Raw genomic sequence first — 12,791 nt, 5'->3', positions numbered from 1 at the left:
TTTTTACTTAGATAAAACTGCGTTTAATGCTGTGTTATTATTTGTACCGTTTTGAACGTTTCCTACAACTTCTTTAAAAGCTGCAGCTACGTCACTATCAAGCTTGAAATCCCCAACCATATCAACTGATAAAACACCGTTGAAAGCTAGGATCTTATTAAGATTTCTTTCGAATCCTTTATCGTGTCCTTTATATGGAGAGCTTGAATCAGCAAAACGACAAGTTTTAGTGATTGATCCTGAGTTATATTGTCCTGCCCATACACCACGGATTAGGTCAGTGTAGCTAAGTTCTTTTTGAGCTTTCTTCTTTTTACCGAATAATCCACCTTTTTTACCGTTCATTAGACATTCGTAGTCTGTCACGTTTCTGTAAACTGGGTTAAATCCTTTCATTAAGTGAGAAATTCCGTATTGAAGAGTTTGTTCAACACTTTCATATTTTTTCTGAGCTAGGAAATCATCAAAGTGCCATCTGATACTAACTTGCATGATCGAAAGATCTGAACCATCACCACCACGGATGATTTGAGTTAACTTGTTCGTCTTAAGATCTTCACAATTAGGAAAGAATGGAGTTTCTGTCTTGAAGTACTGGTTAAAGATATTGTAGTTTGTTTCGCTTCCTTTTTTAACAAGCTCACCGCTGTTAGCAGCAGAGTTACATACGTCTCCATCAACACCACGGTATTGAATGTAAAGACCTTCTTGCATAGGAACAGTAAGTGCCATAGTAAGAACTGCGTAATAAGCTTTCATGTCACCAGCTTCACGGTATTGAGATGCTTGTTTATTAGCTTCTTTTAAGATCAAGCGAACAAGCTCAGTTCCGTATGCGTTTTTAGTCGCAGCGTCTGATTGGTCACGATACACAGGTCCAGAAACTGTTACAGCTGGATTGATTGTGTACATCATTCTGTCTAGAGATGAGTTTCTTTCTGCAGACATTGCAGAAGCAGATAAAAGCGCAAGCGTAGCAATAGTACCCAAAATTGTCTTTGTCATAATTGGCCCCCCAAATATAGTTAAGTAGTGAAGCTCTTCTCCCAATTAAATTTTTGTTTAACAATGGGTCGTGTATTTTTTTCTAGGCTGTAAGTTTTTCAGGCAATCAGCTTTTAGGGTTGAAAAAAACTCAGATAAGACTAAAAGGGGGTCACTTTCAATCACATCTCAAAACCAACAACGGGGGAAATAATGAGAAAACACATCGCTCCACTTATGATCTTGTCAGTCATGGCAATTTCACCAATGATGCTGTCTAAAGCATTCGCACAAGACGACTTTAACACTGATAACAACAAGGCATTAGATCTTGCTGGTGACGTAGGTGTAGAAACTGCAGAAGGAACTACTCCAGTAATGATGTCTGAAGCAAACGTTCTATATGTTGCTACAAACGGATTAAGAGTTCGTTCAACTCCAGAAGACGCTGGGAAGACTTTAGGTCTTTTAAGCTTAAACGAAAAAGTTCGTTTAGTGACTGGTGAACTTGTTAACGGTAAATACGTTGAAGTTGAAATCCTAAAAACTGTTAACCCAATGACGAAGTCTGAAAAGTACTACGTTGTTCGCGAATTCCTTGCTAACAAAGAAGTAGATTACAAAGAATTCACAGGGAAATATTTCGTAGTAGTAAACGTTGCAACTGAAACTCTTCGCGTATACGAAAGAGCATGTCTTGATAACTCTTGCCCAAGCAAGATGATTATGGAAACTGAAGTTGTAGTTGGTGAAGACGTAAACCTTCCAAAAGAAGATAAAGGTAAGGGTCGTTCGATCCTTGGATCATACCGCGTAACTGGATGGGCGAAGTTCTATCAAGATGCTGGTGGACATTACCCTGCATGGTACAGAGATGGATACCCAGGACTTCCAGAAGTGGGAGCGGGATTCAACAAGTGGTTTAAAAATAAATTCATGCCTCTTGATGCTGAAGGAAATGCTGAAGGAAAAATGAGAGGAGCTTTCGGTTGGTACGCTGCTTTCGTAGCACCAAACCCATACGGACAATGGACTCACGGGACTATTGGTTGGGGTGAAGATAAAGACGAATACATCAAGAAAACGAAGAAGTTTGTTACGAACGTAGTTTCAAACCCAAGATCTTCTGGATGTACAAGAAACAACAACGAAGCTATCGCATTCATCAGACAGCTTGTTGAAACAGGGACTCCGATCGTTAAAGTTTACGCAAAAGAAGCTTTATTAGATCCATCTCTTTCAGGATACAACGGTAACAAGCAGTGGCAGTATATCTTAACTAAGAAAGCTGGTCAGAGATCTGACCGTGCTGAAGTACTAGCTTCACTTGGAGTTAGCGGTTCAGAAGCTGATATGTACTGGGCAGCAAAGAGAAACGGTAACGATATGATCGTTGATCCAAAGAGTCCACTTAACCAGATTCTTGAAGTTGGTACATACCAATTAGACTCAGTTCCTACTCCAATTGCTTATACTCCAGGTGAAAAAATGGGGAAAATTAAGGCATCAGTTGGTCGTAAAGGAAACGTTTATGGGATTGATACTAAAGACATGTCAGCTGGTGTTTACTATGTAGACGCTGGGATTTTAGACGGATACCACCACCCGAAAGTGAAACTTGATTTCTCTGGTTTCGAAGATGAAGAGACTCCTCCGTGGATGGACATCAAGAACTTAAACAGATAATTAGCTTTAAAATTTCATAGACACTTTAAGGGCCCCTTTACGAAGGGGCCTTTTTTTATTAGACTTGAGTCTAAACTACTCGGACGAATGTTCGAATAAGGATGCACTCATGACAACGAATTTCCCAAAGACGCCCTCGTACGACCTTCTTCACTCCCTTACATTCTGTGTTTTCGATCTTGAAACAACTGGCGGAAATCATCAGCACGATAAGATTATCGAGATTGGTTTAATCAAAATTAAAGAACTAAAGATTGTCGATCAGAAAAGCTTCCTGATTAAGCCTGATATGCATATCCCGGAATTTATCCAGAAATTAACCAGCATTAAAGACGCTGACGTGACGGATGCCCCTCTCATTGAAGAGGTTATGGATGAGATTTTAGAGTTTATGGGAGACGCCATCCTGGTGGCCCATAATACGTCATTTGACGTGCCTTTCTTCAATTCCGTCCTAAGACGTATGGATCGCCCGGAACTGACTAATAAGTCCATTTGCACGTATCTGATGACCAAATACATGATCCCTAACCTTCTGAGTTCGAACTTGAACTACATGAGTAAGATCTTCGACCTTCAACACCAGAAGGCCCATAGAGCGCTAGACGATGCGATGGCGTCGGCAGAACTACTACTTAAGTACCTTTCAATCTTCATTCATAAGAAAATTTCAAAGGTAAACAGCCTTTATTATCCAAAAAATAAGTTTGAATTAGATAGAATCAACTTCAAAAAAGATATGCCTCTCGATGCGATTATCGAGCAGATCACGACTTTAACTTCACCTTTTTTAGTCACTCTAAAAGGTCTTGAAGGAGTGGTGCTTTTTTCAATGCCTTCTCATGGAACGGCCGAAGAAATGAAGTATATCGCTGAAAAAATCAGATCGATCCCTTATGAGATTTTAACACTGAAACTGGTTGGCCCTTATTTTCAAGGTCTGATTGAGATGTCTTCGTACTTCTCAAAGATCAGTGCTCCTCTTGAAATTGAAACGATTAAAAAGTTATGTGAGTTCAATGGAATGGATGAAACGCTCATCGACCATCACAATATGGATGAAATGCCTTCGGACTTCATCGTTTTAAATCACTTGATTCCTGAGCAGTATGTAATCTTCCCTTTAAAGTCACTTCACCAGAAGCTTGAGCTGGTATTTCGCTACCCTACTCACCAAAATAAGCTGGTTCAATACATCAACTCTAAAAGTGCTCGTATGGGCCAAGGGAAGATGAAAAAAGATCACCTTAACCCAATGATTAACAATTTTCTGGTTCAGTACTTAAAGACCAAGAGAGACTTCCTGATGATTGATCGTCAGGCAGCTAAGATTGCGAATCCGGATTTAAAAGATCCTATCGAGACGTTTATGGCAGAAAATCCAAATGCCTACGACTTCCCTCATTTATATCTTTAATTAAGAACGATAAATTAAGCGGATTTCTTGTTTCAAGAAATTGATTTCGAGTTTTTCGAAGATAAGTAAGTGTTGAATCAGTTTTGATTGAGCGATCTTATCTTCATATTCGAATTCATCATCAAGCTTTAAAATGATCTGATTTGAAAATTCTAAAACTTCTCCTGATAAAACCCCATGCTGGCTCATTGTCACAAGACGATGGTGAGCAAAGGCCGTCATCAATTCACTACAAAGAAGGTAGAGAATCATCGACATAATGGAAGCATTAATCTGATGAGAAAAATTCTCCAAAGTCGGTGAATACTTCATCTCTAATCTTAAATTCGATTCAATCATTCTAAAGCGCAGAAGATTAATGGCCTGATCAAGTGAGCCCTTAATTGAAACTCGAGAGTTGGCCGTCGGAGAAAACTTGGAGAATCCTAAGAAAATCTCAACCAGTTCCTTACATCTTTTTGCTCCACTTTTCATATCTTCTAAATCTGAAAGAGCATCTGGAGACCAGTCATCTTCCAATGATAAAAGTGATAGTGCCGCCAAGATACCTGCAAGAGGGTTATTTAACTCGTGAGCGATTGAGCTTGAAATAATTCCCAGGTCATCTACACCTGAAGATTTCTTCGAAACCTTCTCTCCTGTTTTTTGGATTTGATCTTTTTCGGAAGTATAAAAAACGAAATAAGAAACCTGGATCAGATTGATAGGAAAATCTATTCGTCTGATTTTGTAATAGTTCTGATAAATCTCAGCGCTATCATGATCTTTAAAACGCAGACATTCTTTTGGAAGAATTCCAATTTTAGCAAAAGATTCATTGTAGATTAACAAATCTCCCAGACTTGAAATAATCGACATTGGGTACGGGATTTTAGAAAAGATCTTTTTCCAGAAATCAATTTCACCGTCACTCTTAACTAGCTTCTGATCAAGAATTTGAAGGGTGCGCAGGCAAGTAGTCAGAAGTAAATCGACAAACTCAGCGTCTTTTTTCACGTCAAAATTTTTAAACTTTAGATATAAATAATAATCTTCCAATGGAAGCTTAAAAATTAAAACGTTTTCATCTACCGGATAATCGTCATCTGATAAATTCTCAGACTTAAGTAACATGACGTTTTGGATCTCAGAGTTCTTTTTTAAAAAACTTTTAAAATGAGTATTCCAGTTATCAGCTGACTCTTCTTGCAAAAGAAGCATCTCTAACTCTAATAATGATTCAAAAACTTTTTTTGACTCTACTTCATTGGCCTTAAGACTTAACTCTTCCAGATAGCTTTTAATGACTTCATAAAATCTTTCACTTTCTTTTAAGCGCTCTTGAATCTGCAGATGTTTTTCTGCCCAGAAGAACTTATCAATAAAATGAGCAATCTCTTCGTATGAACTAAAGTTAATGGCCGAAGAAGCAAGGTTGTCTCCACTTTCAAGAGAAGGAAGAACAATCATCTTATTTTTGAAACGGCTGACTTTTCGAAGGTTCCTTTTTTCCATGAAAAAAAGTACCGGTGTAAAATCATCGATATCTTGAGCATTGCTTGAGAATTTAATTTTTTCTTCTTGAAGGACGCGGACCAAAAGCTCAGATTGATCCTTTGCAATTAAGTTAGGATCAACCACGAATTGAATTTTGGTTTTTGACTTAGACTTCATCTGATTTTACTTTTCTCTTACCATCATGAAAATGGATGTTAAGTGAAGCCGACTTAGGAAGTTTATCGAAATCGGCAGTAGAGCCTACAACATGGCCCTTATCTGTTTCCAGATACCCATAGCCTCTCTCCAGTACATTTTTTGGATTAAGTGCTTTTAAAACGTCATGAGACTTTTCAATCTGATGGCGCCAGTCTTTGATTTTCTCTTTTATGATCTGTTGCATGCGTAAAAGGTTTTCATCGAGCTCTAAGTAAAACTGGTGAATGTTAGTTAATTCATGCAATCGTCTTTGAATGTCACAACGAGAAAGTCTTCTCTGAAGTGATGCCAGGTTCTTTAAAATAATATTTAAAATAGTATGAGGGTGGGCATTTTTTAATCTATTCTCAAAACGGCTCATCCTGATCGTCATAACATTCTTTAAACGACCTTTAAGCGTCACCATCTTCTCTTTAATCATCGTTTGAGAACTCGTCACCAGCTCAGCTGCTGCTGAAGGAGTTTCTGCACGCAGGTCGGCCACAAAGTCTGAGATAGAAAAATCCACTTCATGTCCAATGGCGCTGATAGTAGGAATTGGACAGTTGAAAATATCGTAAGCAAGTCCTTCATCATTGAAGGCCCATAGATCTTCTAAACTTCCACCACCACGGGCGATAACGATCAGGTCAATCTTCTGTGCTGGTTCAGCTTCTAGAGAGTATTTAATAACATTGTGAAGTGCTGATCTGATTGATCTTGGAGCATCTGCCCCTTGAACAACGGCAGGGATCACAAGCAGGTCCATCCAAATTGAACGGCGCTTATAAATATTAATGAAATCCTGAAGAGCGGCCCCTCTTTGAGCTGTAATGATCGCTACACGTTTAGGCATAGCGGGAATTGGCTTTTTTCTATCAATATCAAAAAGACCTTCGCTCGCTAGTTTTCTTTTTAATTTTTCAAACTGCTCTTTTAAATCACCCACACCAACTGGAACGATTCTTTTAACGATGACCTGGAAAGTTCCGCGTTTTGGATAAACACTAATGTCTCCGACGACGATAACTTTCGATCCATCTTTAATGGTTTTCATTAAAGGGTTTCTAAGAGCGTCCATTTTAAAAAGGGCAGCACTTAAAGATGAGTCTTTATCTGAAAGAGTAAAATACCAGTGGCCTGCTGATGAAAGAGACAGGTTACTAATCTCCCCTTCAATTGAAACATTGGTGAATTCTGATTCCAGTAAATTTTTGATTTGTCCCACGATTTGGGTGACATTTTTAACTTCTAAGCTCATTGGGAATGATTATCGCCAGTTTTTAAGCATGTGTCTAAAGTTTAAACGCATTTAAAACCCCTTTTTTAGAGGGAAATTAGTTAATTTCAGGTATTGGAAGCTGGCCTTTATATTGCTTCATGTTGCATATGAAAACTTTCATTTTTACAGCTTTATCGATTATGGCCTTCCAGAGCTATGCACAGTCCACAAATCAGGACTTCTGTAAGGATTATGTCGCTGATCAAAAAAGAATTGAGAAAGTTAAAAAGTACGGCTGGGTCGATATGGTTTACGACCGAGTTAATAAAGAAATGATTCAATCCAGTGGGGACAACAAGAAGTATCTTTTTGGTTGCCTTGATTTAAGCTGGAAGACTGCTCTCTATGAAAATTTATGTAAAGGCCAGAATATTAAAATCAATCTTCCGAAAGTCGTTTATTTTTATTTTGATGGCTATGGAAACTATGTACCAGAAAAGGCAAAAAATAAACTGAATGCAGTCAACGTTATTGGTAATGAACCGTCAGGTTTAGTTCCTACAGGTATAAATGTTCTTGAATGGGCCAGAGATTATCTCAATGATAATGCCGCCAACTATCGTCTAGATGACGAAAATGGAAAAAGTATTAGAAAAGCTGAAAAGGTATATAGCTGGAAGAGAGATATTGAATTCTATTATTATAGTGGAAGTGGGACAGATGGGTATACAGGTATAGATAATGCAAAGGCCTGTTACACTCAAATCCAAAAAGACTTAAAAGCTGTCAATGAAGCTTATCCTGATTTGAGAATGCCAAAAACATTAGTTTCTGGATATAGCAATGGAGGAGTTGATGCTATCAACTTTACAAATTTCTTCACTGGAAAATCCAATCTTTTTATTGATTCACTCATCACTCTGGACCCAGTACCGAAAGCACATACATTCATCAAAAATAAAATCATGTCTACTGAATCAGTTTTTCAAATTAAAAATAAAGAAAATATTGGCAAGTCATTTAACTTTTATCAGACGTCTAAGAATAAAACGCTGGCCAATGTAATGGAAATTCACGGAAGTAAAGTTGATGGCGTTGATAACGAATTTCTTGAAGATGAGTATTATATTGATCACGTCTACATAACCCAAAGTCGTAAGTTTAATGCGACCTTGCACAGTGAACTTTTAAGACTTATGGATTAACGACTTTATCCACTGAATTCTTACAATTTAAACTAAGATTTTTTCTGTTAGCTAAAAGGCACTCAAATAAAGCGGCCTGACCAGTCATGGCCTTTGTACAAAGCTTCTTCACATCACCTTTACAGTTATTGTGGAAAGCGCGGGCATTGTCTTCAGCTCCAAAAATAAGCTTTCGGCACTCACCTGTTAATTTTTCTTTATTGATTCTCACACAACTTGCGACTTCTTCCTGTGTGAGTTTTTCAGAACATAATTTACGGACATCTTCAGCGCATACGTTCGGTTTAGCAATTTGAGCGTATACGCTGCTCGATGATAATGAAATAAGTAATAAAACGGTCTTCATAGTATCTTGTTAAATCCTTAGAACTTTAAATTCTTGATCAGGCCGATGTTCTTTAAGTAATTAATCGCCTGAGTCACCTGCCAGTCTTCACCTGGAGCAATCTTTGTCGCACCATCGTCATCTTCTTCTACCACAGCAACTTTTTCTTTTACAGGATTTTTTCCGGCAACTCTTTTCTTTTCTCTCGTCGCTCTGAATCTTTCTGTGCGCTCAATGCGCTCTTTTAACTCAGACTCTTCACGAGCTTTCTTTTCTTCAGCTGTTTCAATTGTGGCAGTTAAGTGATTCTTTAAGTCTTTTTCTCTAATGAAGCTCGACTCTTTTTTATTGTTATCGTACCACTCGCCTTCAGCTTCCCCGATTGTGACATCAGGAATGATTCCTACGGCCTGGATCTTTCTGTTTGCCGGAGTCATGTACTGAGCGATTGTTAACTTCACTCCAGACGTATCATCGATTTTAGCAACTGACTGAACAGAGCCTTTTCCGAATGACTGAGTCCCCATGATGATCGCGCGTTTTGAGTCTTGTAGAGCACCAGAAACAATCTCACTTGCTGAAGCTGATGAGCCGTTGATTAGTACTACTAGAGGAATATCTAGTTCTTTATATCCTGTCTTTTTCACATAACGAATTTCTTTATTTTTTGGATCGCGGCCTTCAGTTGAAACAACGATTCCATCTTTTAAGAAGATTGAAGAAACATCTACTGCTTCATCAAGTAGTCCACCTGGATTTGATCTTAAATCCAAGATCACTCCTTTTAGACCAGTCTTCTTTGAAGACTCTCTCATTTTTTTAAGAGCATCAATAATGTACTCAGCAGATTTTTTCTGGAACTGAGTTAAACGAACATAAGCAAAACCATCTTTTAGTAGTTCATACTTAACTGGTTTAAGATAAACGATTTCGCGAGTTAGTTCGAAGTTCTTAATTCCATCAACTCCTTCTCTTACAACTCCAAGAATGATCTTTGATTTCATTTTTCCACGAAGTTTATCGATTGCTTGCTGAAGAGTTGATCCCACCATTGATTCATGGTTGATTTCTACAACTTTATCACCCGCTTTGATCCCTGCTTTGAAAGCTGGAGAATCTTCAATCGGAGTGATGATCACGAGAACACCGTCTTTTTGAGTGACTTCAATCCCAAGACCGCCAAACTCTCCAGATGTTTCTTCCTGCATTTTCGAGAAGACTTCACTATCAAGGTAAGCTGAATGGGGATCCAGTGTGTTCATCATTCCATTAATGGCACCTTCGATAAGTTTATCAGTGCTCACTTCACGGTAATATTGTGATTCGATAAGATAGAGAACCTTATTGAATAATTCTAGTTTTTCATAACGTGATTTTTTTTGTGCTTCTTCAGTTTGGGCCGGCGTTTGCGGGGCAGCTGCAATAACCACAGCTGAAACAGACAACGTACCAAGCAAGAGACCTACAAGTACTCTCTTCATATTCTACTCCTTCCTTAGGATAGATTTGCTTAATTAGACGACGCCGCTCTCGACTTCTTGTCTAGTAGCAAATATGTATTTTGCGCTAAATTATTTTTTCTAACTTCAAAATAGATTCTTCCTTCACCCAGACCATTGTTTGATCTTGGATTAGTGTGACCCACCACCTGGAATTCTTTGACTGCGTCGCCGTTTTTAACAGCATAATCAAACTGCCCCAGTAGAACCGTTCTCGTATCATTTCCGTGATCAATCATTAATACGTTACCGTAATTAGCGAGAGCTCCCGTATAAACAACTTTTCCGCCTCTAGGAGCGCGGATTTCATTTTTTCCATGGAAATTATAAGTCACACCTTTTTTCTGGTATTCCATGTTCTGGTAACTCGCAATAGGAGCTCGGAACTGGTCTTCAGAAAGTGGCTGTGACGGAATCTTTATTTCTTCAGTAATCTGCACAGGAGCAAGCTTTTCACGGGCCTTCTCACGTTGAACTGATTTCTGATTCATTGCTAATTTATTTTTTTCTTCATCAAGGCGGATTCTAGCGTCTTCAGAACTCTTCGTTTGAGAATTTAATGATTCTCTTAGAGTTCTCTTTCTTTCTTCAAGCTCACCCATAACAGATAAAAGTTCTTTTTCTGTATCCATCGATTCTTGAAGTTTAGCGTAGAGAGAATCAACATTTCCCTGAAGGTCTTTGTTGGAGCTCATCATCCCGTTTAAATCAACGAGTTTCTTTTGAAGTCCCTCAATCATGATCTTTCTGGCAAGCATGTCCGATGATCTTTCCGTATTTTCTAATTTATTTAAAAGCACACCCATTAAAAGAGATTTTGTCTGAGCGTAACTCTTCTTTAATGTTTCGCTGTCAAAGTCCGCATTTCTTCTGGCAGAAGCTAATCTCTCTTCGATTTTTGCACGTTCTTCAGCAAGTTGAAGATACTTTTTATTATTCATCCCCAAAGTCACTTCAACATTGGCCACTTCTTTTGTGAGTCTTTGAATGTCTTTAGTTTGATCCTGGAGCTTGCGCTTCATCTGGAAAACGTTGATTTTATCATCGCTCTCAGCTCTGGCATTAGGAACTTCAACAGCAGATTGCGCAGCAACAGCACTTGTAAGAATGAATAGAGGAATGATAATCATTCTTTTGAAGGTCATGATTAGTGGCTCTCCCAATAGTAGCTTTTTGCGTGCAGAAAAATTCCAACTACAAAAATCCCCAGGGCAACTAATAAATTTATAAATTGCGGCATCCCTAAAACGAATGTCACTGCAACTGATAGGATAAAAATAAGAGTCAGACCGTTTAAGGCCATCTTCAATCCAACTTTTCTCTTTCTTTGGTAATTTTCCAGAAGATATGAAGCTTCAGCGATTTTCACTCTTACAGATAAAAGTGAGATCACCCAGAAAATAAAGACGATGAATAGATATAATGAATATCCCCATGTCTTAATCACAGCGATAAACTGAGCACGTTTATCTGTAATCTGATCATTAGTTTTGATCGCACCAAGAGTGATATTCCCTTCTCCCACTAAGTGAGTAAGATAATCGCGAACCAGCTCTTGAGCACGAGGCTTTAATTCTTTTGTGTAAATAACTTTTAAACCAGCATAGTTTAAATCCAGGCTTGAGTCCGTTACATCAACTTGCATTGAACCTAAAACGTTTTTCACTTCTTCTTTAATTTGAGTTTCAGATAAAATCTCAACTTTATACACACCAGGTAGCTGACTCATCTGTCTTGCGACATTTTGGTAGGACTCACTTGAAGCAACAAGCGCGTAAAAGTAATCCCCTGCTTTGTTCTCAGGAATCATTTTCGTGAATTGCTCTTCTAAATAATTTTTCTGGCCAATCGAAAACACTAAAGCAATCGAGAAGAAAAATAAGAAGAAACCACGAACAGGTGACTTAAATAGAATTTTAAAAAACTGTATTAGATAAAACATGCATTCCCCGAATACACTAAGCGTCCGTTGTCCAAGTGGATGATTCGTCCTGTGAAACTCTTAATAAGATCCTTATTGTGAGTTGCCCAGACAACCGTCAATCCTCTCTTTACGTTGTAAAGATTTAGAACGTCGAATAGTCTTCTTGTATTATCGATATCCAGTGAGCTTGTTGGCTCATCTGCAATTAAAACGTCGGGACGAGTTAGTAGCGCTCTGATGATAGCTACTTTTTGTTTCAGACCACCGTTGGCATCATTAATTTTTAAATGAAGACGGTCCTTGATTCCCAGGATCCGAGAAAGCTCGTTCATATCCTGGTTGAATTCTGCTTTTGAAGCGTATATTGACGAGTCGTAAGCAAATTGCAAATTCTCTTCACAAGTATATTTACCCATAAGGCGAAGGTCTTGAAAAACATTTGAAATAAAAAGATTCTTTTTCCCTGAGAAAAAATCAGGTCTAATAACTTTTCCTGAAGTAGGATTTTGTAATCCTGAAAGCACTTTTAGAAGTGTCGTCTTCCCTGCTCCGCTCGCCCCAGTAAGAAAAATAATTTCACCACGCTCAATTGTTAATTGAACATTTTTAAGTGCGAGAATTTCATCGAATTGAACCGAGACATCTTCACAATAAAAAATTGGACCTTTCTGTCCTTGTGGAGCTTTCATATTTTTTTGGTTCAGGTTTTTAGATTGATTAAGCATATCGACCATACTCCAAGTCTAACCCCAAGAATCGTCCTGATTCTCAGAGGAAACCCATACTAGGTTCCCTGCTTTAATTTTATCTTATATTTGGATTTTTAGATAGAAAATTGCAAAGTCGCCCAAACTG

At 38.2% G+C, this 12,791-nt stretch carries 11 protein-coding genes; 3 read left to right on the top strand and 8 right to left on the bottom strand.

Annotation, left to right across the window (positions count from 1 at the left end; all coding sequences use genetic code 11):
- Positions 1 to 3: 3 nt before the first annotated feature.
- Positions 4 to 1,005: a hypothetical protein gene (locus tag SHI21_RS05260; protein ID WP_323575205.1), complete on the bottom strand. Its 1,002-nt coding sequence runs from the start codon at positions 1,003 to 1,005 to the stop codon at positions 4 to 6.
- A gap of 192 nt (positions 1,006 to 1,197) precedes the next feature.
- Between SHI21_RS05260 and SHI21_RS05255 the strand changes: the two genes are divergently transcribed.
- Positions 1,198 to 2,670, top strand: a complete 1,473-nt coding sequence (locus SHI21_RS05255) for a L,D-transpeptidase (protein ID WP_323575204.1) — start codon at positions 1,198 to 1,200, stop codon at positions 2,668 to 2,670.
- Positions 2,671 to 2,779: 109 nt separating this feature from the next.
- The gene (locus SHI21_RS05250; RefSeq protein ID WP_323575202.1) at positions 2,780 to 4,087 is read left to right on the top strand and encodes a 3'-5' exonuclease; all 1,308 of its coding nucleotides are present in this window, start codon (positions 2,780 to 2,782) and stop codon (positions 4,085 to 4,087) included.
- On the opposite strand, the gene SHI21_RS05245 is transcribed toward SHI21_RS05250, so the two are convergent.
- Positions 4,088 to 5,740 (bottom strand): histidine kinase dimerization/phospho-acceptor domain-containing protein, encoded by a 1,653-nt coding sequence (locus tag SHI21_RS05245; protein ID WP_323575200.1) that lies wholly within the window; start codon positions 5,738 to 5,740, stop codon positions 4,088 to 4,090.
- A complete protein-coding gene (gene xseA / locus SHI21_RS05240) occupies positions 5,730 to 7,022 on the bottom strand; it encodes an exodeoxyribonuclease VII large subunit (RefSeq protein WP_323575198.1) in 1,293 nt (430 codons plus the stop codon). Before xseA ends, SHI21_RS05245 begins: the two co-directional genes overlap by 11 nt.
- A gap of 128 nt (positions 7,023 to 7,150) precedes the next feature.
- Here xseA and SHI21_RS05235 point away from each other — a divergent pair, with 128 nt between their 5' ends.
- Positions 7,151 to 8,188 carry a hypothetical protein gene (locus tag SHI21_RS05235; protein ID WP_323575196.1) on the top strand — a complete coding sequence of 346 codons (1,038 nt, stop codon included), beginning with the start codon at positions 7,151 to 7,153 and terminating at the stop codon, positions 8,186 to 8,188.
- Here SHI21_RS05235 and SHI21_RS05230 read toward each other — a convergent pair.
- From SHI21_RS05230 to SHI21_RS05210, 5 genes are read right to left on the bottom strand one after another with little or no spacing between them, the layout of a single operon-like run.
- Positions 8,178 to 8,534, bottom strand: a complete 357-nt coding sequence (locus tag SHI21_RS05230; protein ID WP_323575195.1) for a hypothetical protein — start codon at positions 8,532 to 8,534, stop codon at positions 8,178 to 8,180. The two genes, SHI21_RS05235 and SHI21_RS05230, sit on opposite strands and share 11 nt — an antisense overlap.
- A 17-nt stretch (positions 8,535 to 8,551) precedes the next feature.
- A complete protein-coding gene (locus tag SHI21_RS05225) occupies positions 8,552 to 9,994 on the bottom strand; it encodes a S41 family peptidase (RefSeq protein WP_323575193.1) in 1,443 nt (480 codons plus the stop codon).
- A 29-nt stretch (positions 9,995 to 10,023) separates the two neighbouring features.
- Complete coding sequence (locus tag SHI21_RS05220; RefSeq protein WP_323575191.1) at positions 10,024 to 11,157, bottom strand: murein hydrolase activator EnvC family protein; 1,134 nt, start codon at positions 11,155 to 11,157, stop codon at positions 10,024 to 10,026.
- Positions 11,158 to 11,159: 2 nt separating this feature from the next.
- A complete protein-coding gene (locus tag SHI21_RS05215) occupies positions 11,160 to 11,954 on the bottom strand; it encodes a hypothetical protein (protein WP_323575189.1) in 795 nt (264 codons plus the stop codon).
- Complete coding sequence (locus tag SHI21_RS05210; protein WP_323575187.1) at positions 11,942 to 12,670, bottom strand: cell division ATP-binding protein FtsE; 729 nt, start codon at positions 12,668 to 12,670, stop codon at positions 11,942 to 11,944. The genes SHI21_RS05215 and SHI21_RS05210 overlap by 13 nt, the downstream gene beginning before the upstream one ends.
- Positions 12,671 to 12,791: the final 121 nt, after the last annotated feature.

Source organism: Bacteriovorax sp. PP10 (genome assembly GCF_035013165.1).
GTDB lineage: Bacteria > Bdellovibrionota > Bacteriovoracia > Bacteriovoracales > Bacteriovoracaceae > Bacteriovorax > Bacteriovorax antarcticus.
This window is presented reverse-complemented; position numbering and strand designations above follow the sequence as displayed.